Source organism: Armatimonadota bacterium, assembly GCA_031081675.1.
Taxonomy (GTDB): domain Bacteria; phylum Sysuimicrobiota; class Sysuimicrobiia; order Sysuimicrobiales; family Kaftiobacteriaceae; genus Calidihabitans; species Calidihabitans tengchongensis.
In genome coordinates, this window is the sequence record JAVHLZ010000027.1 from 1 (window position 1) to 22,287 (window position 22,287).

At 71.2% G+C, this 22,287-nt stretch carries 26 protein-coding genes; 14 read left to right on the forward strand and 12 right to left on the reverse strand.

Annotated elements, in window-relative coordinates; translation table 11 throughout:
* Window positions 1–2: 2 nt before the first annotated feature.
* From RB150_09625 to RB150_09680, 12 genes are all read right to left on the reverse strand, one after another.
* Window positions 3–173 (reverse strand): hypothetical protein, encoded by a 171-nt coding sequence (locus tag RB150_09625; protein ID MDQ7820793.1) that lies wholly within the window; start codon window positions 171–173, stop codon window positions 3–5.
* Window positions 174–265: 92 nt separating this feature from the next.
* Complete coding sequence (locus tag RB150_09630) at window positions 266–928, reverse strand: LuxR C-terminal-related transcriptional regulator (GenBank protein MDQ7820794.1); 663 nt, start codon at window positions 926–928, stop codon at window positions 266–268.
* Window positions 929–934: 6 nt separating this feature from the next.
* On the reverse strand, window positions 935–1,273 hold the full coding sequence (locus tag RB150_09635) for a hypothetical protein (protein MDQ7820795.1): 339 nt from the start codon (window positions 1,271–1,273) through the stop codon (window positions 935–937).
* Window positions 1,270–2,448: a carboxypeptidase-like regulatory domain-containing protein gene (locus RB150_09640; GenBank protein ID MDQ7820796.1), complete on the reverse strand. Its 1,179-nt coding sequence runs from the start codon at window positions 2,446–2,448 to the stop codon at window positions 1,270–1,272. The genes RB150_09635 and RB150_09640 overlap by 4 nt, the downstream gene beginning before the upstream one ends.
* Entirely contained in the window at window positions 2,445–2,840 is a 396-nt protein-coding gene (locus RB150_09645) for a zinc-ribbon domain-containing protein (GenBank protein MDQ7820797.1), read from the reverse strand. Before RB150_09645 ends, RB150_09640 begins: the two co-directional genes overlap by 4 nt.
* A gap of 6 nt (window positions 2,841–2,846) precedes the next feature.
* On the reverse strand, window positions 2,847–3,311 hold the full coding sequence (locus RB150_09650) for a cytochrome c-type biogenesis protein CcmH (protein MDQ7820798.1): 465 nt from the start codon (window positions 3,309–3,311) through the stop codon (window positions 2,847–2,849).
* A complete protein-coding gene (locus RB150_09655) occupies window positions 3,308–5,278 on the reverse strand; it encodes a heme lyase CcmF/NrfE family subunit (protein ID MDQ7820799.1) in 1,971 nt (656 codons plus the stop codon). Before RB150_09655 ends, RB150_09650 begins: the two co-directional genes overlap by 4 nt.
* The gene (locus RB150_09660; GenBank protein ID MDQ7820800.1) at window positions 5,275–5,688 is read right to left on the reverse strand and encodes a cytochrome c maturation protein CcmE; all 414 of its coding nucleotides are present in this window, start codon (window positions 5,686–5,688) and stop codon (window positions 5,275–5,277) included. The genes RB150_09655 and RB150_09660 overlap by 4 nt, the downstream gene beginning before the upstream one ends.
* The gene (locus tag RB150_09665) at window positions 5,685–5,816 is read right to left on the reverse strand and encodes a CcmD family protein (GenBank protein MDQ7820801.1); all 132 of its coding nucleotides are present in this window, start codon (window positions 5,814–5,816) and stop codon (window positions 5,685–5,687) included. The genes RB150_09660 and RB150_09665 overlap by 4 nt, the downstream gene beginning before the upstream one ends.
* On the reverse strand, window positions 5,813–6,562 hold the full coding sequence (gene ccsA, locus RB150_09670; protein MDQ7820802.1) for a cytochrome c biogenesis protein CcsA: 750 nt from the start codon (window positions 6,560–6,562) through the stop codon (window positions 5,813–5,815). The genes RB150_09665 and ccsA overlap by 4 nt, the downstream gene beginning before the upstream one ends.
* A 2-nt stretch (window positions 6,563–6,564) precedes the next feature.
* Window positions 6,565–7,242: a heme exporter protein CcmB gene (locus tag RB150_09675; GenBank protein ID MDQ7820803.1), complete on the reverse strand. Its 678-nt coding sequence runs from the start codon at window positions 7,240–7,242 to the stop codon at window positions 6,565–6,567.
* Entirely contained in the window at window positions 7,239–7,943 is a 705-nt protein-coding gene (locus RB150_09680) for an ABC transporter ATP-binding protein (GenBank protein ID MDQ7820804.1), read from the reverse strand. Before RB150_09680 ends, RB150_09675 begins: the two co-directional genes overlap by 4 nt.
* Window positions 7,944–8,175: 232 nt before the next feature.
* On the opposite strand from RB150_09680, the gene RB150_09685 reads away from it, so the two are divergent.
* The 14 genes from RB150_09685 (at window position 8,176) to RB150_09750 (ending at window position 22,279) form a co-directional block, all read left to right on the forward strand.
* Window positions 8,176–8,628, forward strand: coding sequence for a Rieske (2Fe-2S) protein (locus tag RB150_09685; GenBank protein ID MDQ7820805.1), 453 nt, complete (start codon window positions 8,176–8,178; stop codon window positions 8,626–8,628).
* 5 nt (window positions 8,629–8,633) lie between these two features.
* On the forward strand, window positions 8,634–9,686 hold the full coding sequence (locus RB150_09690) for a cytochrome bc complex cytochrome b subunit (GenBank protein ID MDQ7820806.1): 1,053 nt from the start codon (window positions 8,634–8,636) through the stop codon (window positions 9,684–9,686).
* On the forward strand, window positions 9,671–10,951 hold the full coding sequence (locus RB150_09695; protein ID MDQ7820807.1) for a cytochrome c3 family protein: 1,281 nt from the start codon (window positions 9,671–9,673) through the stop codon (window positions 10,949–10,951). Before RB150_09690 ends, RB150_09695 begins: the two co-directional genes overlap by 16 nt.
* Complete coding sequence (locus RB150_09700; GenBank protein ID MDQ7820808.1) at window positions 10,948–11,310, forward strand: hypothetical protein; 363 nt, start codon at window positions 10,948–10,950, stop codon at window positions 11,308–11,310. The genes RB150_09695 and RB150_09700 overlap by 4 nt, the downstream gene beginning before the upstream one ends.
* Window positions 11,311–11,535: 225 nt before the next feature.
* The gene (locus RB150_09705) at window positions 11,536–14,130 is read left to right on the forward strand and encodes a molybdopterin-dependent oxidoreductase (GenBank protein MDQ7820809.1); all 2,595 of its coding nucleotides are present in this window, start codon (window positions 11,536–11,538) and stop codon (window positions 14,128–14,130) included.
* A complete protein-coding gene (locus tag RB150_09710) occupies window positions 14,130–14,879 on the forward strand; it encodes a 4Fe-4S dicluster domain-containing protein (GenBank protein ID MDQ7820810.1) in 750 nt (249 codons plus the stop codon). The genes RB150_09705 and RB150_09710 overlap by 1 nt, the downstream gene beginning before the upstream one ends.
* A gap of 3 nt (window positions 14,880–14,882) precedes the next feature.
* On the forward strand, window positions 14,883–16,190 hold the full coding sequence (gene nrfD, locus RB150_09715) for an NrfD/PsrC family molybdoenzyme membrane anchor subunit (protein ID MDQ7820811.1): 1,308 nt from the start codon (window positions 14,883–14,885) through the stop codon (window positions 16,188–16,190).
* On the forward strand, window positions 16,187–16,420 hold the full coding sequence (locus RB150_09720) for a hypothetical protein (protein MDQ7820812.1): 234 nt from the start codon (window positions 16,187–16,189) through the stop codon (window positions 16,418–16,420). The genes nrfD and RB150_09720 overlap by 4 nt, the downstream gene beginning before the upstream one ends.
* 12 nt (window positions 16,421–16,432) lie before the next feature.
* Window positions 16,433–17,122 carry a molecular chaperone TorD family protein gene (locus RB150_09725; protein ID MDQ7820813.1) on the forward strand — a complete coding sequence of 230 codons (690 nt, stop codon included), beginning with the start codon at window positions 16,433–16,435 and terminating at the stop codon, window positions 17,120–17,122.
* Complete coding sequence (locus RB150_09730) at window positions 17,119–18,705, forward strand: 4Fe-4S binding protein (GenBank protein ID MDQ7820814.1); 1,587 nt, start codon at window positions 17,119–17,121, stop codon at window positions 18,703–18,705. The genes RB150_09725 and RB150_09730 overlap by 4 nt, the downstream gene beginning before the upstream one ends.
* Window positions 18,686–19,354 carry a molybdenum cofactor guanylyltransferase gene (locus tag RB150_09735; protein ID MDQ7820815.1) on the forward strand — a complete coding sequence of 223 codons (669 nt, stop codon included), beginning with the start codon at window positions 18,686–18,688 and terminating at the stop codon, window positions 19,352–19,354. Before RB150_09730 ends, RB150_09735 begins: the two co-directional genes overlap by 20 nt.
* Entirely contained in the window at window positions 19,351–21,093 is a 1,743-nt protein-coding gene (gene mobB / locus RB150_09740) for a molybdopterin-guanine dinucleotide biosynthesis protein B (GenBank protein ID MDQ7820816.1), read from the forward strand. The genes RB150_09735 and mobB overlap by 4 nt, the downstream gene beginning before the upstream one ends.
* Before the next feature lie 160 nt (window positions 21,094–21,253).
* Complete coding sequence (locus RB150_09745) at window positions 21,254–21,940, forward strand: hypothetical protein (protein MDQ7820817.1); 687 nt, start codon at window positions 21,254–21,256, stop codon at window positions 21,938–21,940.
* Window positions 21,941–21,955: 15 nt separating this feature from the next.
* Entirely contained in the window at window positions 21,956–22,279 is a 324-nt protein-coding gene (locus tag RB150_09750; GenBank protein MDQ7820818.1) for an SHOCT domain-containing protein, read from the forward strand.
* The last annotated feature ends 8 nt before the right edge of the window (window positions 22,280–22,287 follow it).

Sequence of the window (22,287 nt, forward strand, 5' to 3'; positions counted from 1 at the left end):
CCCTAGGCGGCGCGCCGCCGGGATGCAGGCTGGTCGCCGGTGGCGCGGCCGCCTGCGCGTGGGGTCCGGTCCGACCGGGCGGACTCCGCCTCCTTCTGGAGCCGGCGCCGCTCCAGCTCCCGCTCACGGTCCCGAACGATGTACCAGGCCAGCCACTCTTCCCACAGCGACATCGTCGCTCCCTCCGCCTTCAGCCTACCCGGACACTGCGGGCGCGCCATCGGGCGGCGGGCCGAGTGTCCCCCGCCCGAACGAGCCAGGGGTCTCAGATCAGGCCGCGCTGCAGGGCCTTGACCACGGCTTCCAGGCGGCTGTGGGCCCGCAGCGTCATCATGATCTGCTGGATGTGGTTGCGGACGGTGGCGGGGCTGATGGCCAGGGTTTCGGCAATGGCCCGCGTGCCGTAGCCGGAGGCCAGCAGGCGCAGGATCTGCGTCTCACGAGGCGACAGCAGCGGCGGGGGAGGGTCGGGGCGGGGTGGGGAGGAAGGTGGCGATGCGACCAGGGCGGCGGCCCCCTCCATCACCTGGCGGAGGAATGCTTCCTGGTTGCGTTCGGCGGTGATGTCCCGCAGGATGTGGACCACAACCGGGACCTCGGTGGGGAGGACCAGAGAGGTCATGGCCACCCACAGGGGAACGCCGTCCCGGCGGCGGACCTGGAGGCGCATTTCGCGGACGCGCTCTCCCGAGCGCAGCGCCCGCTGCAGCGGGCACAGGGAGGTGCAGACGATGTAGCCCTGTCCGTTGCGACCGCAGATCACCTGGGCGCAGGAACGGCCGAGGACCTCCTCGGCACGGTAGCCCAGCAGGTCCTCGGCCGCTGAATTCCACGCCACGATGAGACGGGCGGTGTCGACCGCGAAGGCCGGGTCGCCGGTGCCGTCCACCAGTTCGGTGACATCGGTCAGGATGACCGGACGGGCCATCGTCCCTCACTTGGCCGGCCTGGACGTCGGGTCTCCCGGCAGCGTGCCGGCCTGGATCTCGGCGATGTTGGTGAAGCCGTCCTTGTCGGAGTCCAGCTTTTCGATGGCCCGGAAGGCCGCCTCCGCCCGCGTCTTGCCCTGCTTGGCCAGGTCTGCCCCGTAGGGGTTGACCTCCTTGGTGGGCGGCGTCGCGGTGTGGCAGATCAGGCAGCCCGCCTTGCCCAGGGGCGAGTCCTCCCGGGGCTTGTACAGGTTCCGGAACGTGGTGAGATCGGCCGGCAGTGCGGCCGCGGCGGTGGCCAGCGTGAGGACCACCCCCGCCACCCACAGGCTCCTCCACGTCATCTCTGTTCCTCCTCTCGTCGGTCTGTCTGGGGGGCCGGCGTGCCCGTCGGTGGAACCGCGCCGCTCAGGCGCGCCAGTTCGGCCATCAGCCGGGCGCGCCGGCGGCGGTACTCGTCGGGCGGCACCTCGCCCACCTCAAACCTGTCGTCCAGATCCGCGACCAACATGATCAGCTCATCCCGGGACAGGCGAAGTTCCCGCGGCGTTTCGCGCTCCGGGGATCGGCGCCGCAGGAGCGGATAGGCCAGGCCGGCGGCCAGGATGCCCACGAAAGCCGCCAGAGCCAGCCGCCGGGTGGCCGGGGCGGGGCGCGGCAGTCCGGCCACGCCGATGGAGATCCGGGCTCCGGGTGTCATCTGCCCGCCCGAAAAGTGCACGTACGTTCCCTGGTCGGTCTGGACCGATGGCTGAGCCGTCAGCGGGTCCACCTCGAACCGGGCCGCCGCCGTGCCGAACACCTCGACCCGGTCCGTGGGATACTCCAGCGTCCGGACGAGCCGGGCTGTGCCGGTGGGGGCCGGCACGAGGTACCCATACCCGATCTGGCGCATCCCGGGTTTCACGTCCATGGTGTCCACCAGGATCCCGTCCGTGACGGAGGCGCAGCAGTCCATCAGGCCCTCCAGGAACTGCACCTGGGTCGCGCCAGCCGGCAGGCTCAGCCGCAGGGTCTCGCGCTTGCCGTCGGGACGCTGGGTCGTCCCGATGAACGTCCGGTCGGTGGTGTTGGTGACCACCAGCAGTTCGGCCACCTGGACGGCTCCCGCCGCCGCCTCGACGATGATGTGGTGGACGCTGACGCGCAGCACGGCCGGGTCGGTGGTGGGGTCGTAGACCCGCAGGGTGACCTGCCGGCGGGTCTCGCCGGCGCGGAACGTGACGGGCTCGCTGTCGTAGTCCCCGCCCTGATACTTGACGTTGACCACATAGGTCCGCTCGGGGGCGGCGGGGACCGTAAAGGTGAATCGTCCGGCGGAGTCTGTGGTGGTCTGGAACCCTTCCACCTGAGCCCCGTTGACGTAGGCTGTCAGCGTGACCAGCTGGCCGGCCACCGGCCGCCGGCCTCCGGTCAGGTTGACAACCGTCCCGGTAACCGACCCCGAGGGCACGGCCGGTGCGGCCGCCGCCGCGGCCACGCCGATGACCACCATGGCAATGGCGGCTCCGACCCTCATCCGGCTCCTCCTTCCACCGGGCGCCCGCACGCCGGGCAGAACCGGGCTCCCGGCGGACGGCGCTGGCCGCAGGCCGGGCACCGCCGCCGCGCCCGGGCGGCCCGGATCTCCTCATCCAGGCTCGGGCTGGGGCGGGCGGGGACCAGGCCCAGGGCCTGAGCCGCCCGGGCCTCGTACCGCTCCCGCAGGCGCGCGTAGTCCTCGGCCGACAGTTTGCCGGTGGCGAACTCCATCTCCAGCTCCCGCAGGGCGTACAGCGCCATCCGCTTCGCCCTCTCCGCCTCGGCGGACGACGGGCCCTGCGGGACGGATTCCTGCGGCGGCCGCAGCAGCGGCCACAGGATCAGCCCGGCGGAGACCAGGATGAGAATCAGCATACCCGCCAGCTCCACGGCCCCTCAGTCCTCCAGCCGCTCCAGTTCCCGCCGCACGGCCTCCCGCTGCTCCGGGGTCAGCGAGGAGGAGGGAATGGACAGGAGCCGTTCGGCCCGGCGGGTCCACAGCGCCGCCAGCGTCAGCAGGACGGCTGCCCCCGCGGCCAGTGCCGCGTAAGGCCCCCACCAGGCCACCAGGTTGAATCCCCGGCGAGGGGGAGCGGCCAGCACGGCCTCGCCATAGGAGGCCACGAAGGCGGCGCGGATCTCGGAAGCCGTCTTCCCCTCGGCCAGCAGCCGGCCCAGCGTAGCCAACATCTGGTCCCGGGGCCCGCAGACGGGGTGGTTGCAGGTGGCCAGGGTGAGCCCGCAGCCGCACTGGCAGACGAACTCCCCGGCCAGGGCGGGAGGCGGGGGCGCGGCGGCCGCCGGCAGAGCTCCCCATGCGGCCAGGGCGACCCCCACCAGCAGGAGGCGCAGCGCCGTCATGCGGCCTCCTCCAGGAGGTAGCGGGCCCGACCCCGCACAGCCTCGGCCCGCTCGGGCCAGAAGGCGATCACGGTGCCGACGGTGAGGACGGCGCCCCCCACCCACATCCACATCATCAGGGGGTTGATGAGCACCTGCAGGTGTGCCGTGCCGTCCTCGTCCACGCCCGCCAGGATCACGTACAGGTCGTCCAGCCAGGTGGAGCGGATGGCCACCTCGGTGAGGGGCTGGTCTTCGTGGCCCCGGTGGATGTTGCGCTGGGGCGTCAGCACGCCGGCCGGTCGGCCGGCGTTGAAGACCGTCAGGGTCGCCGCCGTGACCAGGGCCGACGGGGTGGGGTAGGTGTCCGCCCCTTCGTAGCGCAGCGTGTACCGGCCCACCGCGACCGACTGGCCCGGATGCAGGACGGCATCGGTGCTGGTGGCGAAGGCGGCGCCGGCCATCCCGGCAAACAGCAGCACCATCCCCAGGTGCACCACGTAGCCCCCGTAGCGCCGGTGATTGCGGGCCACCAGCCGCCCCAGGGCGACCGGGTATGACTCGCCACGCCGGCGGCGGACCATCGCCGCCCGGTGCACGTCGAGCGCAATGGCCCCGGTGACGAAGGCGCACAGGGCAAAGGTCAGGACCGCCACCGGGTGGCGCACGCCCCCCGCGGCCAGGGCGGCCGCCGTCCCGGCGCCGAGGACGGCGGGGAGCAGGAAAGCCCGACGGAGGCTGGCCACGGTCGTCTTCCGCCACGCCAGCAGGGGACACACACCCATCAGCAGCAGCAGGGCCAGCCCGATGGGGACGTTGACCCGGGTGAAGAAGGGGGCCCCCACGCTGACCTTCACGCCCCGCACCGCCTCCGACAGCAGGGGAAACGTGGTGCCCAGGAAGACCGAGAAGGCGGCTCCCACCAGGATCAGGTTGTTGAACAGGAAACTGCTTTCGCGGGACACGACCGAGTCCAGCTCGCCCGCCCCCCGCAGTGCGGGCCACCGCCAGGCCAGCAGGCCCAGGGACACCGTCAGAACCACCGCCAGGAATGCGGTGAACGGCACGCCCAACCCGCTGGGGCCGAAGGAATGCACCGAGGACAGCACCCCGCTGCGCGTCAGGAACGTGCCGAAGATGGAGAGGGCGAAGGTGAGGATGATCAGGACCAGGTTCCAGACCTTGAGCATGTCGCGCTTTTCCTGCACCATCACCGAGTGCAGGAAGGCCGTGGCCGTCAGCCAGGGCATCAGGCCCGCATTCTCCACCGGATCCCACGCCCAGTACCCGCCCCACCCCAGCTCCACGTACGCCCACTGCATGCCGAACAGCAGGCCCCAGGACAGGAAAAACCAGGCCAGCAGCGTCCACCGCCGCGTGGCCCGAATCCACTCGTCGTCCAGGCGCCCGGTGGCCATGGCGGCGATGGCGAAGGCGAAGGGGACGGTGAAGCCGACATAGCCCAGATACTGGGTCGGTGGGTGGAAGAACATCCCCGGGTTCTGCAGCAGAGGGTTCAGGCCGGCGCCGTCGGGCGGGGCGGCCGGCAGCCGCTGGAAGGGGCTGCTCACGGCGGCCAGCAGCAGGGTGAAGAAGGCCGACGTGCCCAGGACGGTGGCCACCACGTAAGGGAGCAGCTCGCGCCGGGCGGCGTGCCTCCAGACCACCAGCGAGCCGAACAGGGTGAGGATCCACGCCCAGAACAGCAGGCTGCCGGCCTGGCCCGCCCACCACGCCGACACCGTGTACCAGACCCCCAGATCCCGGCTGGTGTAGCTGGCGACGTAGGCGTTGCCGAAGTCTCGGGTCAGCAGGGCGTACAGCAGCACCGCCGACGCCACCGACAGCAGCAGGAAGGTGGCGTACACGGCGTGGCGGGCGCTGGCCACCAGCTGGGGCCGCCGCCGCGCCCCCAGCAGGGCCGCCGCGACCCCGTACACGGAGGTGGCGACGGCCATGTCCACGGCCAGAGAACCGATCTCGCTCATGGGACCCCCTGAGTTCCTCCGGACCCGGTGGCGTCGAACTTGGAGGGGCACTTGGCGAACAGGCGCTCGGCGACGAAGCGGCCGCCGTCATAGCTGCCCTCCACGACCACCTCCCCGCCGGGCCGGAAGGTGTCCGGGACCACGCCGCGGTAGGTAACCGGGATGCGTCGGACACCGTCGGTGACGTGGAACTCCAGGCGGCCCCCCGTCCGGTCCCACCGCACGCTTCCCGGGGCCACCGTTCCCCCCAGGCGGAGGGGGGCTCCGCTGAGCGTGGACGCCCGGTCCAGCAGTTCGCTCACCGTGACGTAATAGGTCAGGCTGCTGCGGGCCCCACTGAAGGCCAGGTATCCCCCGACGGCCGCGAAGACGACCACGGCCAGGAGGATCTTGCCATGCGGCCGGCTCACCGCCGACCCTCCCGGGCTTCCAGCTGCGCCTGCAGGGCGCGGCCCAGCCGGTGCAACCGCACCAGGTAGAGGCACAGGCCCACCCACACGACGGCGTAGCCGATGAACAGGGCCACCAGCGGTGTCATCGGTCCTCCCCCCTCACCCCTGGCCGGAGCGTGTTCGCCGTGGTATCGCCCGCCGCCAGCCGGTCGGCGATCGCCATCTGCTCCCGGCGCAGGCTGAACAGAATGGCGTACAGAACCGTGAAGGCCGCGACGTTGACCAGCAGCGCCTGGAGCATGGCCGGATGCAGACCCGACCCGAAGCCCTCGGCCCGCATCACCACCGGCAGCGGGTGGAGGGACCGCCACCACACCACCGAGAGGTGGATGAGGGGGATGTCGAGAAAGCCGACGATCCCCAGCACGGCGGCGAACCGGGCCGGCTGGCTGCCCGCTCCCCCGTAGGCCCGCACCATGAGGGACACCACATAGATCAACCAGAGCATGAAGGTCGTCGTCAGGCGCGGGTCCCAGCTCCACCACGTTCCCCACGCGTACCGGCCCCACACCATGCCGGTGGCGATGGCCAGGGTGGTGAAGACCACGCCCACCTCGGTGCTGGCGTGGGCGGTCAGATCATAGGCCCTGCGGCGGGTCCACAGGAATCCCACGCTGGCCACGAACACGACGCCAAACGCCAGAAACCCCACCCACGCCGACGGAACGTGGACGTAGAAGATCCGCTGGGCCGCCCGCATGGTGCGCTCCTCGGGCGCGTAGAGCAGGGCCATGAACTGGCCGGCCACCAGAAGGGCGGCTGTCGCGGCGATGGCCGCCGCGCGCCAGTCTCTCGGCATGGCGGTGGGGCGCATCGGACTGTTCGCGCTCACGGTCACTCCTCCAGGACGTACTCGAACACCAGGTATCCCACCACCGCGATGACCGCGTCGAACGCCACCAGCAGGCGGATCCCCGGCAGGGCGTCTGCGAGCGGCCGTCCGGCCAGGAGCCTGGCGGTGGCGCCGGCAGCGCTGATGAGCACCGGGGACGCCACCGGGAGCAGCAGGATCGGCAGCAGCACCTCCCGCATGCGGGTGTTGACCGACATGGCCGAGAACAGGACGCCGGCCACGACCAGCCCCACGCTGCCCAGGACCAGGATCAGAGCCAGGGGGCCTGCCGCCCGTCCCAGGGGGACCCCGCTGAAGACGATCATCGCCGGGATCACCAGCACCTCCACGGCCAGAAGAATCAACAGGGTGCTGATGGCCTTGGCCACATAGATCAGGGCCGGGTCGAATGGCAACAGGCGCAGCGCCTCCAGGCACCGGTCCTCCCGTTCCAGAACGAATGTCCGCGACAGCCCCAGGATGCTGGCGAAGGCCAGGGTCACCCAGAGCATGCCGGGGGTGACGGCGACGGCCTGGGCGGGGGAGGGGGAGAAGGCGAAGGTGAACACCACGGCGGCCAGCAGGGCGAAGACGCCCATGGCGGCCGCCAGCTCGCGGGTGCGCAGCTCCAGTAGCAGATCCTTGCCCACCATCAGACCCACGGCCTGCAGACCGCTCACGTCTGCGCCCCCACCAGCTCGGCGTACAGCCGCTCGGCGGCCTGGCGGTCAGGAAAACCGTTGGGCGCCTGGTAGGCCACCCGGCCGTCCACCAGGATGACCACCCGGTCGGCCAGCGCCAGCCCCTGCTCGATGCTGTGGGTGGTCAGGACCACCGTCCTGCTGGACCGCATCCGGGTGAGCAGGCCGACCAGCAGATCGGCGGCCGCCCGGTCCAGTCCCACAAACGGCTCGTCCAGCAGCAGCAGCGGGGGGTCGTGCACCAGGGCCCGGGCGATGCTCAGGCGCCGGACCATGCCGTGGCTGTAGGTGCGGACGGGGTCGTGGCGGCGCCCCCACAGGCCGACTGCGTCCAGCAGCGCCTCCGCCCGCCCCCACGGGTCGGCCACCCCGTACCCCCGGGCTGCGAAGATGAGGTTTTCCAGTCCCGACAGGGCCCCGTACAGGTAGCTGTGGTGGGACACCAGCCCCAGGTGCCGGCGGAGGCGAGGGTTGTCAGCGGGGTCCTCCCCGAACAGGCGGACCCGCCCGGCGGTGGGACGCATGAGGGTGGCTGCGATCTTCAGGAAGGTGGTCTTGCCGGCCCCGTTGGGGCCAAAGATGACCACGGACTCTCCGTCGGCAACATCCAGGGTGACGCCGCGCAGGGCGCTCACGGCCCCAAAGACCTTGTGGACGTCCCGGGCCTCGACCACGCGCACGGAATCCTCTCCGCACGGAATGCACGCTTTCCGGCATGCAGTGTAGGGCGGGGGGAAAACAGGTGCCATCGGGCACCTGCCCGATTCTCCCTCCCTCCGCAGCCGGAGAGCCCGATCCCCCCGGGGGCGCATGGTGCGCCTGGCGCGCGGTTGATGCAGTTGCATCATGGCGTCCGGAGCGCTCTGACGCGTATGTTTCCGATAGACACCTCATCCGGGGGGTCGGGCGGACGTGTACAGCGGGACGGAGGATGTCGGCCGCATCAGGCGCCGGACGTTTCTTGACTGGCTGTTCGGCGCTGGACTGGCGATTCTGTCCGGAACGGTCCTGTACCCGGTGCTGCGCTACCTGATTCCGCCGCGGGTGAAGGAGGTGACTCACACCTCCGTGGTGGCGGGCAAGCTGTCCGAGATGCTCCCCAACTCGGGCAAGATCTTTGCTTTCGGGGGGCGCCCGGCAATCCTGCTCCGCACCCCCGAAGGGGAGGTGCGGGCGTTCAGCGCAGTGTGCACCCACCTGGCCTGCACGGTCCAGTACCGGCCGGACCTGCGGCACATCTGGTGCGCCTGCCACGACGGCCACTACGACCTCCACGGCCAGGTGCTGTCCGGTCCGCCGCCGCGGCCACTGGAACCCTACGTGGTGACCATCAAGGGAGACGACATCATCGTCTCCCGGGGGTAGGCGCCATGGGGGTGGGGGAGTGGCTCCAGGAGCGCACCCGCGTCCGGGAGGCGGTGGCGTTCCTGCAGCGCAAGGAGGTGCCGGTCCACCGATTCTCCCTGGCGTACTACACCGGAGGCATCACCCTGTTCTTCTTCCTGCTTCAGGTTGCCACCGGGTTGTTGCTGCTCCTGTACTACCGCCCGGCCGCGGACTCGGCCTACGAAAGCGTGCGGCTCATCACCTCCCGGGTCCAGTTCGGCTGGCTGGTGCGCGGCATCCACGCCTGGTCGGCCAACCTGATGATCCTGGCGGCCTGGGTGCATCTGGCGGCGACCTTCTTCACCAGGGCGTATCGCAGGCCGCGGGAGCTCACGTGGATCTCGGGGGTGCTCCTGCTGGTCATCACCCTGGCGTTCGCCTTCACCGGCTACCTGCTGCCGTGGAACACTCTGGCCTTCTTCGCCACCCGGGTGGGGACCGAGATCGTCGGGGACCTGCCGGGGGTGGGCCGGGCGCTGATGGTGCTGCTCCGGGGCGGTGAGGACGTGACCGAGGCCACCCTCAGCCGGTTCTTCGGCATTCACGTGGCGATCCTCCCGGCGCTGACCACCATCCTCCTGGGGATCCACCTGACACTGGTCCAGATTCACGGAATGAGCCGGCCCATTTCCGTTTCACCCCGGGGGGCGGAGCCCTTCTACCCGCACTTCCTCCTGCGGGATCTGATGGTATGGGTGGTCCTGCTGGGAGTGGTCGCCGCGCTGGCCACGCTGGCGCCCTGGCCGCTGGGCGAGAAGGCTGACCCCCTCGCGCCGGCGCCGGCAGGCATCCGGCCGGAGTGGTACTTCCTGTTCATGTACCAGACCCTGCGCATCCTGCCGAGCCGCATCCTTGGCGTGGAGGGCGAAACCGCAGGCGTGCTGGCGTTTGCCGCGGGCGCGGTGATAGTGCTGCTGGTGCCGTTCCTGGACGTGTGGGCCCAGCGGGAGCGCACGCATCCGGCGATGACGTGGGTGGGCGCGGCAACCCTGGCTTTTGTGGTGCTCATGACGCTCCTGGCGTGGTGGGAACGCTGATGCGGTGGGCGGCGGCGCTGGCCGTGATCGTCGTCGCCGGGGCCGGTCGGCCGGTCCAGGCCGCCCCCGCGTCCAGCTGTCCGGCGTGCCACGAGAACCTGGGTGGCCGGCTGGCTTCGCCGGTGGCCGGGATGGCCGATGACGTCCACGCCCGGCGCGGGATGTCGTGCGACGCCTGCCACGGCGGTGCCCCCACCCGAATCGGCATGGACGCGCACGATCGCCGGGCAGGGTACCGGGGAGCCCCCTCCCCGCAACAGGTGCCGGCCTTCTGCGCCCGGTGCCACTCCCGCCCCGACATCATACGCCGATACAATCCGCGGCTGCCCACCGACCAGCTGGACCGATACTGGACCAGCGTCCACGGGCAACGCCTGCGCCGGGGCGACACGCAGGTGGCCACCTGTACTTCTTGCCACGGCGTGCATCCGGTGCGCGGCGTGGACGACACCCGATCGCCGGTGTTCCCGACGAATGTGCCGGCGACGTGCGCCATCTGCCACGCCGATGCCGCCCGCATGAAGCCCTACGGCATCCCCACCACTCAGTACGAGGAGTACCGGGCCAGCGTCCACGGCCAGGCGCTGCTGGAGCGGGGCAACCGCCGGGCTCCGGCGTGCAACGACTGCCACGACAACCACGGCGCGGTGCCTCCGGGCGCGACCTCGGTGGCCAACGTATGCGCCCAGTGTCACAGCGCCACCCGCGACCTGTTCGTCCGCAGTCCCCACAAATCCGCCTTTGACGCCCTGGGACTGGCCGAATGTACCGTATGCCACGGGACCCACAACATCGCCTTTCCCACCGATGAGATGCTGGGCACAGGCCCCGGATCGGTGTGCGCCCCATGCCATCCCCCCGGCTCCCCGGAGGGTGCGGTGGCCGACAGCATCCGCGCCTCCCTGGAGCAGCTCAAGGCCCTCATCGCCCAGTCCGAGGCCATGCTGGCCCGGGCGTCGCGCGCCGGACTGGATGTCACCGATGCCCAGCTGGACATCAGCGAGGCTGAGACCCAGGTCATCCGGGCGCGGGCCGTCACCCACACATCCAGCCCGGAGCAACTCCGGTCGCCCATCGACGCCGGGACGGCGGCGGCCGAGAGGGCCCGCCGGGCGGGAGAGGCCGCGCTGGCCGAACTGGCATTTCGCCGCCGCGGTCTGGCCGTCTCGCTGGGGGTGATGGCCGTTGTGGTGGTGTCCCTGTGGTTGAAGCTACGACAGTTGGAGCGCGCCTCGGGGCGCTCCGGGAAAGGAGCTCCGCGATGAGAGTCGTGTTGGTCATTGTCACGCTCCTGGCGGCGGCCGCAGGCATGTGGGTGTCCGTCCCGACGTCGGCTACGCCCGCGGTCCAGGGATGTCCGGCGTGCCACGGCGCGCCGGGCCGCGAGCCGTCGCTGGAGGCCATCGCCCGGAAGATCAAGAACCACCCGACCACGGCGGCCAAGACCGTGGCCCAGTGTGCGTTCTGCCACAGCAAGGGACCCCTGCCCAAGCCCTTCCGCACCGAGGCGCACCGGATTCACCTCAACAGCGCCAAGTTCGCCTCTTATAAAGGAACGTGCACCTCGTGCCACAGTGTGGACCTGGGCACGGGAACCGTGACCGTCTACGGACTGGAACGGTAGCGGTGCGGATCTGCCCGCCATCGTGAGGACGGTATTCCCTACCCTGGGGCGGGAGACGAGGCCGGCGTGTCGCCACAGTCGGGGGTGCGGGTCCCCCGGGGCCCGGTCCGGCCCCCGCCTGCCCGGCGCATCCGTCGGCGGACTGAGTCGGAATCAGGCACTGGCCTGATACTCGTCTCACCCGTTCGTGCCTTAGGGTAGGGGCACGATGACGCCGTCGACCGCATGGGGCGCCCCGCTGTGCGCATCCGCCGACGCACCTTCCTGACGACGACCGCCGCCGCCGGCGGCGTGCTGGCCGTCAGCCACCTCGTCCCCCGCGGGGTGACCGCGCTGGTGGCCCGGTCTCCGGAGGCGCCCGACCGGCCGGTGGAGGACTGGGTGCCCACCACCTGCTGGATCGGCAAGCAGGACTGCGGGATCCTGGCCCGGCGGATCGGTGGTCGTGTCGTGAAGCTCGAAGGCCACCCGGGGCACCCCCTCAACGTGGGCACCCTCTGCCCCAAGGGTGTCGCCCAGATCATCGCGCTGTATGACCCTCACCGGGTGAAGACACCGCTCATCCGGACCAACGGCAAGGGCCAGCCCGGCCAGTGGCGTCAGGCCTCCTGGGATGAGGCCCTGGATCTGGTGGCCCGGCGGATCCGGGAGGCGCGGGCGAAGGATCCGCGGCTGGTGGTCTGGCAGAAGGGACGCAGCAAGGGTAAGGCCTTCTACGACGAGGCCTTTGTCAAGGCCTGCGGCGCCACCAAGCTGCACCACGGCGCCTTCTGTTCCGACGCTGGCTACCGGGCCGGCGAGTACACCGTGGGCATCTCAGGGGTGCTGCACCCCGACTTCCGCTACACCCGCTACCTGCTGGCCTGGGGGTGGAACGGCACCAACGCCGGCGGAAACCAGCTGTGCTGGATTACCTGGCCGCAGCAAATGGTCGCCGCGCGGGAACGGGGCATGAAGATCGTGGTCATCGACCCGCGCCTGCGGGGGATGGGGCCGTTCGCCGACGAGTGGCTGCCCATCCGCCCCGGCACCGATCTGGCCCTGGCCCTGGCCCTGTGTCACGAACTCGTCCGCCAGGGTACCGTGGACCGGGAGTACCTGGCCCGCTACACCAACGCCCCCTTCCTGGTGGGGCCGGACGGCTTCTTCGTGCGCGTGGGCGGGAAGGAGCAGATCTGGGACCGCCGCCACGGCCGGCCCCGCCCCGCCGACAGCCCCGATGCCGACCCGGCCCTGGACGGCGAATTCACGGTGGGCGGGGTTCGCGCGCGGCCAGCGTTTGCGGTGTTCGCCGAGCACCTCAGCCGCTACACCCCCGAGTGGGCCGCCCAGGTCTGCGGCGTTCCGGCCGAGGCCATCCGGCGGGTGGCCCGGGAGCTGGGAGAGGAAGCCCGCATCGGCAGCACCGCCGTGGTGGACGGCGTGACCTTGCCGTACCGGCCGGTGGCCATCATGGCCTACCACGTGGCCCAGCAGGAGCTGGGGTTTCAGGCGGTGCGGGCCATGATCACCCTGATGATGCTGCTGGGCGCGGTCGGCGCTGTGGGCGGGCAGCGGTTTGACGTGGGCGGGTGGAAGATCCACGAGAACTTTGACAAGCTCGAGCACATCGAAATCGCAGACCCTCCCTACAACATCTGGCTGAAGGACAGCCCGTACTTTCCCATCAACAGCAACAACTCAGCGGTGGTGGCGAAGGTCCTGCAGGACCCCGACCGCTACGGCGTGCGGGAACGGCCCGAGGTCCTCCTGGTGCATATGTCCAATCCTCTGGTGGCCTTCGCCTCCCAGCCCGACATCCTGGAAGGATTCAAAAAGATCCCCTTCGTGGCGGTCATCGACCCCTGGCTGTCGGAGACGGCCGACTACCTGGCCGACGTGATCCTGCCGGCGGCCACCCTGGAGAAATATGAGGGGCCGAGTCAGGCCAACAACCAGTACCTGGACGGGGTGGCCATGCGGCTGCCCGTCATGGCTCCGCTGTTTCAGTCCCGGGGGGACATTGACATCTACCTGGACCTGTGCGAGCGGGCGGGCATTCTCTATGGACCAGGGGGGTACCTCGACCGTCTCAACGAGGCACTCCACCTCACCGATCCCTACCGCCTGCCCCTGGACCGCAAGCCGACGGTGCGGGAGATCGTTGACCGCTGGGCGCGGTCTCAGGGAATCGCGGAGGGCGTGGCCTTCTTCGAGAAAAACGGGGTGAAGGTGAAGGGACCCGTCCCGCCCGCGAAGGCATACGGGTATGCTGCCTCCCCGCCGTTCGGCGGGGTCCGCCACCGGCTGTACGGCGAAGGCCTGCTGCGCTACCGCGCGCAGATGCAGGCCCGGGGCGTCCCGGAACTGTACTGGCGGGATTACACCCCTCTGCCCACCTGGCGCGCGCCGACCATGGACGGATCGCCCGCCGCCTACGACCTGTACCTGATCAGCTACAAGATGATTGAGTTCAAGCAGTCCCGCAGCAGCTTCATCCCCCTCCTGGCCGAGCTGGCTCCCCGGCAGCGGCTGGACATCAACGCCCGGACGGCGCGGGAGCGGGGGATCCGGGACGGGGATGAGGTGTGGGTGGAGTCCCACAACGCCCTGACCGGTGAAACCCGGCGGGTCCGGGTGCGGGCCCACCTCACCGAGGCCATCCGACCCGACACGGTGGGCATGCCCCACCACTACGGCCTGTGGACTCACCCGTGGGCGACAGGACAGGGTCCCACGCCCAACGCCCTGTTCTTTACCGGCGAGGGGTACGTGGCCAACACGGCCGACCAGTCCTTCCACGTGAAGGTGCGCGTCTGGCGGGCGGAGGAGGGCCGCTGATGCCGCGGTACGCCATGGTCATCGACCTGGACCGGTGCACCGGCTGCCGGGCGTGCATGGAGGCCTGCAAGGTCGAGAACAACACTCCCCAGGCCCACTTCTGGATGTACGTCTTCCGGTTTGAGGAAGGGGAGTTCCCCAACACCCGGGTGTGGTTTCTGCCGCGGCCGTGCATGCACTGCGACAACGCTCCCTGCGTGAAGGTGTGCCCCGTGGGCGCGCGCTACAAGCGGCCGGACGGCCTGGTGGCCACCGACTTCGACCGCTGCATCGGCTGCCGCTACTGCGAGGTGGCGTGCCCGTACGGGGTCAATTACTTCAACTGGAAGAAGCCCGACCGCAACCAGTACCTGGACTGGCTGGACCGAGAGGCGGCGGAGGTTCTGGCTCCCTACACCGGCGGGGCCGCGCCCCCCTACCGGAACCCCGACCTGGATCGTGCCTACGGACCGGAGCGGCGCCGCATTGCCGGCGGCGGCCACCTCAAGGGCGTCATCGAAAAGTGCACCTTCTGCGTGCACCGGATTGAGCGCGGCCAGCAGCCGGCCTGCGTCGCCAACTGCCCGCTGTTCGCCCTGCACTTCGGCGACCTGGACGATCCCCACAGCCGGGTCGCCCAGCTGCTGCGGCGGCGGCCCCACTTCCGGTTGCTGGAGGAGGCGGGTACGCAGCCGCGGGTGTACTACCTGGGGGGCAAGCCGCCGGGGGAGGAAACCCGGCAGATCGAGACCGTCCGGGCACGGGAGTAGACTATGGAGGTGCGCGCGCGCCAGATCCAGGTCCCGTACGGGGTGGGGCGCTTCTCACCGGCCACCCTGGTCCTCGTCGCCCTCCTGCTGGCGGTGATCGCCAGAGGCCTGTACGCCCTCTACGTCCAGCTCACGGAAGGATTGGTGGTCACCGGCCTGCGCGACGTCGGAACCATGGGCGGGTCCACCTGGGGGCTGTACATTGCCTTTGACGTCTACTTCGTCGGCGTCAGCTTCGCCGGGATCAGCACCGCCGCCCTGGTGCGGCTGCTGAACCTGCAGCACCTGCGGGCAGTCTCGCGGATGGCGGAGGTCCTGACCATCGTCTCTCTGGTCCTGGCGGCGTTCAGCGTGCTGCCGGACCTGGGCCAGCCCCTGCGGGGGATTGTGCACCTGCTGAAGTACGCCCGGCCCCAGTCGCCCTTCTTCGGGACGTTCACCATGGTCATCGCCGGCTACCTCTTTGCCAGCCTGGTGTACTTCTTCCTGGACGGGCGCCGGGACGCCGCCCTGCTGGCCCGGATCCCCGGGCGGCTGCAGTGGTTCTACCGCCTGTGGGCGGCCGGCTACCGGGGGACGCCGGCAGAACGGGAGCGGCACCACCGGGTCAGCTTCTGGCTGTCGCTGGCCATCCTCCCCATGCTGGTGATCGCCCACTCCACCCTGGGGTTCGTCTTCGGCCTGCAGGTGGGTCGACCGGGGTGGTTCAGCGCCCTGCAGGCGCCGGCGTTCGTCATCCTGGCCGGGGTGTCGGGCGTGGGGCTGCTGATCGTGGTGGCGGCCGTGGCCCGCCGAACCCTCGGGGCGCAGGATCGGCTGACTCCGGACGTGTTCCGCTGGCTGGGAAACTTCCTGATGGTGCTCACGGCGGCCTATATGTACTTCATGCTGGTGGACTGGCTGACGGCCACCTACGCCGCCCCCAGCCACGAGCAGCGGGTCTCCCGGGCCATCTTCGTGGGCCCCTATGCGCGCGTCTACTGGGTGTCGGTGGCCTCCCTCCTGGCCGCGTTCTACCTGTTGCTGCGCCAGTTTTTGTCGGGCCAGAGCCGCATCGCGGTTCCGGTGGTCTCGGGAGTGCTGGTGAACATCGCCGCGGTGGGCAAGCGGTTCCTCATCGTGGTGCCCTCCCAGACTCACGGCGCCATGCTGCCGTATCCGCCCGGGGTATACGCGCCCTCGTGGGTCGAATACAGTATCCTGGGAGGCCTGGTGGCTCTGGGCGCGTTGATGTACGTCCTGTTCGCCAAGACGTTCCCCCTGATCGATCTGCCCGACGACTTTCGCGTGGAAGGGGTTCGACGACGGTGAGAACGGTCATCGCCCGGTTGTTCGTGGCGGCGGGCCTGGCCGTGGCGGGGCTGAGTTTTGCATTGGCCCTCCCGGTGCGCCTGCCCGGTGCGGCGGCGATTCCCGCCGTGGCCGCCCCGATTCCCTACCTGCCGGCGGTGTTCATCGCGGGGATCATGCTGGTGTTCCTGGCCGCGGTGGTCTACGAGCTGCTGCCCGACCGCGAGCCCGAAGACCCGTGGCGGCGGTAGGGAGGAAAACCCATGGGGGTGCCGGCGGTGGCCCGGGCGCGGGCCCGGGTGTACCAGGCACTGGCGCAGGCTCTTCAGCCTCCTGACGACAGTCGGCTGGCATCGCTGGCCGGCGCCCCAACCCTCCTGCGGCGGCGGGTCGCCGCGCTGGCAGGCCTGGCGCAGGGCGATCCCGCCTCCCGGCTGGTGCGCCTGCTGGAGGTCCTGGCCGACACGGATCTCCTGACCCTCCAGACCGTGTACGTCCGGGTGTTCGGACTGGACGGATCAGGCGGCCGTCCTGCCTGTGAGTCGTACTACCGGTCGCGCTCTCCCGAAGACATCCCGCGGGTGCTGGCCGCCGTTGAGCGCGCCTACGCGGCTATGGGGGTGGCGGTGGATCCCGCGGGAGGGCTGCCCCCGGACCACCTGACCGTCGAACTGGAGTGTGCGGCCCTCCTGTGTGCCCACGAGGCGGCCGCGTGGCGGTCCCCCTCCGGGGCGGCGGAGGTGCTGGCCCGGGAGCAGCGGTTTCTCCGCGACCACCTGGGGGGGTGGCTTCCCGCCCTCGGCACTGACATTGCCCGGAGGGATCCGGTGGGAGTGTATGCCGGGATCGTTTCCTGCGCCGCCGACCTGGTGCGGCACGACCTGGCGTGGCTACAGGTGCTGGTGCGCGCCGGAGCCGGCGGCTCCAGGGGCGAGGAGGGTGGGGAATCATGAGCGGGGCCCGCACGGGCGCTGCGACCGTGGCGGTCTTTCTGTGCGACCACCTGCAGACCCGCTGGGCCCTGCCCGTCGAGGAGATCCGCCGGTGGGCTGCCACGGCGGCGCCGCCTGTCACACTCCAGGTGGTCAGGGGGCTGTGTGAGGCGCCGCGGGGCTTGCAGGAACATCTGGCCCGGAGCGGCGCCTCTCGGGCGGTGGTGGGGCTGTGCCGGCGGCCCGCCTCCCGGGCGGACCTGCAGGCCGCGGTCCGACGGGCCGGGCTGGACCCCGCCGGGGTGGAGGTGGTGGACCTGGGTACCTACGCCGCACGGGCCCACCGCCCTCCGGATGCCGCCCGCAAGGCCGTGGTCCTGCTGGCCGGCGCGGCCGCGCGGGCCCGCGCATTCGCCGGGAGCCTCGCCCAGCAGCACGTGCCCGTCCCTCCCCGCACCCTCAGTCGCAGGTCCCTGCTGACCCTGTCGGTGCTGGAGTACCGGTACGTGCCGGCGGTCCGGGAGGATCTGTGTCGGGCGGAGGAGGGCTGCACCCTGTGCGAGTGGGCCTGCCCGCACCGGGCGCTGCAGGTGCAGGACGGGTCGGTTGCCCTGGACGCACTTCGCTGCACCGGCTGCGGGATCTGCGTGACCGCGTGTCCCCACGATGCCGTGCACCTGCCGGGGTGGATGGCCCACGAGGTGCACGCGCTGGCCGACGCACTGGCAGATGCCTCCGCCTCGTCCAGGCCGGCGGTCCTTGTCCTGTGCGCCCACGCAGACTCCCCCCTGCACGACCTGGTGCACCGCCGGGGTGGGTATCCCGCGCCGTGGATCCCCCTGGAGGTCCCCTGCGTCGAGATGGTCTCCGGCGGATGGCTGTTGGCCCTGGTGAGCCGCGGCGTGGCGGTGGGGGTGCTGCCCTGTCCGGACAGGGCCGTCCCGGGCGAGCGCAGCCTGGTGCGGGGGAGGGTGGAGTTCTGCCGCGCGCTGCTGGAGCAGACGGGCCACCACCCGGAAGCGGTGCGTCTGCTGCCCCAAGATCCGGCCGCGCTGGCCGAGGCGCTGGAGGTCCGGCCGGAGGTCCGCCCGCCCCGGTCCTCTCCCCGGGAACCATTCAGGCACCTGGCGACCGGGCAGACGATCCTGCACCTGGTCGGCGGTGCGGCTCCCGACGTGACCCACCCCTTCTCTCCCCTGGGCGTGGTGGAGGTGAAGGACGGCTGCACGCTGTGCGGAGCGTGTGCCACCGCCTGTCCGACCGACGCCCTTGCAGTGCACGCCGCCGAGGACCAGCTGTCCCTGACCTTTGATCCGGACCGGTGCGTGGCGTGCGGTCACTGCGTACCGGTCTGCCCCGAGCCGGGCGTGCTGCGGCTGCGGCAGACCACCAGCCCCGCAGCCCTGGCCGCCGGAAAGGTGCCGGTGGCCACCGACCGCGCTCCCCGGTGCGCACGCTGCCACCGGCCGATCGCACCGGCGGGCATGCTGCGCCGGATCGCCGCAGCCCTGGCGTCGCATCCGGAGACCGTGCAGGTGATCTCGCGGTACTGCGCGGACTGCCGCGGGCTGCCCGGAGCCGTCGATGGCCCTGTGGAGGCGTGAGCCGCCGACCGTTGGTGCGGGCAGAGATCCCCTGGTGGGGGTGGTTCTGGCCGGGGGGCGATCGGTCCGCATGGGGGCCGACAAGCGTGTCATGCGGATAGGCGGGCTGACGCTGCTGGAGCGGGCCCTGGGAGTGCTGCGGCCGCTGGTGGACGATCTGATGGTGGTCACCCGAAACGAGACCGCGCAAACGACCTCCGCCCGGGTGGTGGCCGACGAGGTTAAGGAACGCGGCCCCCTGGCCGGTCTGTATACGGGTCTGCGGGCCGCCGGCCGAGGGCGGGTGCTGGTGATCCCGGTGGACATGCCGCTGCTGACCCCGGAAGTCCTGGCGCTGCTGGTTGCCGCGAGCCCCGGATGGCTGGTGACGGTCCCGCGCTGGCGCGGCCGCGTGGAGCCCCTGGTGGGCGTGTATGACGTCCGATGCGCGGGGGCCATGGAGCGCGCGCTGCGCCTGCCCGGGGGATCGGTGCAGGACTTCGTCAGGTCCATGGGCCCGGCGGTGCGCTTCGTGGAGGAGACCGAGGTGCGGGAGACCGGTGACCCGGAGGTCCTGTTCTTCAACGTCAACACCCCGGAGGACGCGCTGCGGGCCGAGCGCCTGCTGGCTTCGGCCCGGCGCGCTCCGGCGGGAGGGGAGGCGCCGTGATCCTGCCCCCCCAGGCGGCGTCCGTGGAGGAGGCCTGGTCGGCGATCTGCCGGCGCGTCAGCCGGCTGCCGGCCGAGGAGGTGGACCTGCTTGATGCGGCCGGGCGGGTGCTGGCCGAGGACATCACAGCGCCGACGGACCTGTGGCCGTTTCCCCGGGCTGCCATGGACGGCGTCGCCGTCCGGGCGGCCGACGTGGCCGCGGCCTCACCTGAGCGGCCCGTCACGCTGCCGGTGATCGGCTCCATCTTTGCCGGGCAGATCCCGGGACCCCTCCTTCCGGGGGGTGCGGTGCGCATTGCCACCGGCGCCGTCCTGCCTCCGCAGGCCGATGCGGTGATCCCCCTGGAGCAGGTAACGCTCACCGATCAGGAAGTGATCGTCACCGCGCCCGCCGCAACAGGAGCGCACGTCTTCCCAGCCGGAGAAGATGCCCGCCGGGGGGAGGTCGTCGTGCGGGCCGGGACGGTGCTGCGGGCGGGCCAGGTGGGCCTGCTGGCTGCTCTGGGCATCGCGCGCGTTCCGGTGGTCCGGCGGGCCCGGGTGGCCGTCCTGGCGGTCGGCGACGAGCTTGTCGAGCCCGGCCGGTCGCCGGATGCCGGCCAGGTGCGGGACAGCAACACGTTCGCCCTGGCGGCAGCCGTGGCCGAAGCCGGTGCGCTCCCTCGACGGGTGGGCGTGATCCCCGACGACCCCCTGCGGGTGGCCGCAGTCCTGAAGGCTGTTGCTGCGGCCGACGCCGTCATCGTGTGCGGGGGGATGTCGGTGGGCGAGCGGGACGTCGTCAAGGAGGCGATGCGCCTCGCCGGGGTGGAGGTGGTGTTCTGGCGGGTGCCCATGAAGCCGGGTGCTCCCGCTGCCTTCGGGATGTCCGGCGCCACACCCGTGTTCGGCCTGCCGGGTACCCCGGGAGCCGCCATGGTGGCGTTCGAGGAACTGGTGCGGCCGGCCCTGCGCCGGATGATGGGCTGCCGGGACGTCCACCGGCCGGTCCTGGTCGGGCGGCTGGCGCAACCGGTGCGGGTGCGTCCGGGCCGCCGGCGCTTCCTGTGGGCGCGGGCAGAGGAGCGAGGCGGGCGCCTGGTGGTGTACCCGCTGCGGGGACAGGGCACGGCGGCCCTGCGCTCGGTCAGCGACGCCAACGCCCTCCTGTTGGTGGACGAGGGCTGCGCCGGCCTGGAGCGGGGCGAACGGGTTCGCCTCCAGCTGCTGGGCGCGCCCACGACTGGCTCCGACGCTCCGGCACCGTCCGTGGTTGCTGTGGTGGGCGCGAAGGGGGCGGGCAAGACGGCCCTGATCGAGCGGCTGGCGGTCGAGCTGCGCCGCCGCGGCCTGCGTGTGGCGGCTGTCAAGCACGACGCCCACGGCTTTCAGATCGACCGGCCCGGCACCGACACCTGGCGGTTCTGGCAGGCCGGGGTCGAGGTGGCCGCCATCGCCGGTCCGGGCAAGGCGGCGGTAGTGATTCGGTCTGGCGGCGAGCCCGCCCTGGAGGCGCTGCTGGACCTGGTGGCCGACGCCGACGTGGTGCTGGTGGAAGGCTACAGCCAGTCTGCCCTCCCCAAGATCGAGGTCCGCCGGGCGGGTGTGGCCTCTGACCGTCCGCCCCCGGCCGGGCCGGTGGTGGCCCGCGTGGGCGACGAGCGGGCCGAGGGAACGCTGACCCTTGATGATGTGGCCGCCCTGGCCGATCACCTCCTGTCGTCCGTGATCCACCTGCGCGGCCCGTCCGCCCCGTAGGCTCTCGATCCCATGGTCCCTGCCCATCGGCAGAGATAGGCGGAAAGGGGTGTTCACACATTCTTCATGCACGCTTCACGGCCGTTTCGCGGCGGGAGGCTAGCGTAAGGTCCGGAGGGCGGCGCGCCCAAGCACGCGGAGAAGGAGGAGGGTGATGAACATGTCTGGGAGACACCTGTACATTGCTGCCGGCGTGGTCTTGCTGGCCGCCGGGCTGGCCCTGCCGGCCCTCAGCCAGCCCCGGTGGGGCGGGGGATGGGGATGCTGGGGAGCCGGAACTCCGGCCGCAACCGGGCCCGTGGACCTGGATGGGGCGGCGGAGCGGGTCCGCCAGGTGCTGGCAGCCTGGGGGTATCCCGACCTGGCGGTCAGGGAGGTCATGGAGTTCAGCAACCACTTCTACGTGCAGGTGGTGGAGCGCAGCACGGGGCGGGGCGCCATGGAGCTGATCGTGGAGCGCAACGGCGTCGTGCGTCCCGAGCCCGGTCCCAACATGATGTGGAACCTCAAGTACGGCCACATGGGCGGAGCCGGCTGGGGCATGATGGGCGGCTGGGGTATGATGGGTCCGGGATGGCGCGGCGGGTGGGGCGCTCCGGGTGGAGTGCCGCCGCAGGCCGGGGAGCCTCTGACCATGGAACGGGCCCGGGAGATCGCCGCCCGGTTCCTGCAGGCCGCCTACCCGGGGCTGACTCCCGACGAGCACGGAGCGGCGTTTTACGGGTACTTCACCTTCGACGTGGAGCGCGCCGGCCGGACCGTCGGCATGCTCAGCGTCAACGCCTTCACCGGCCAGGTCTGGTATCACACCTGGCACGGGACGTTCGTCCGGGAGAAGGAGTTCTGAGGAGGGACATGGGCGATGAGCGGACGGGATCTGGCGCTGGTCGTGCTGGCCGTCCTGGGCGGCCTGGCCCTGCTCTCCGTGGTGGGGATGGGGATGTGGGGAGGCTGCTGCGGGTGGATGGGTCCGGGCATGATGGGCCGCTGGGGATGGGGCCCCTGGGGAGGGGGGTGGGGACTGATGGGTATGCTGCTGGTGCTGGCCGGCATTGTGCTGGTGGTCCTGGCGCTGACGCGCCGGGAGAGCCGGTCCGACGAGGCGCTGGAAATCCTGCGGCGCCGTCTGGCCAGTGGGGAGATCACCCGCGAGCAGTACGAGGAACTGCGCAAGACGCTGCAGTAGGCCCTCCG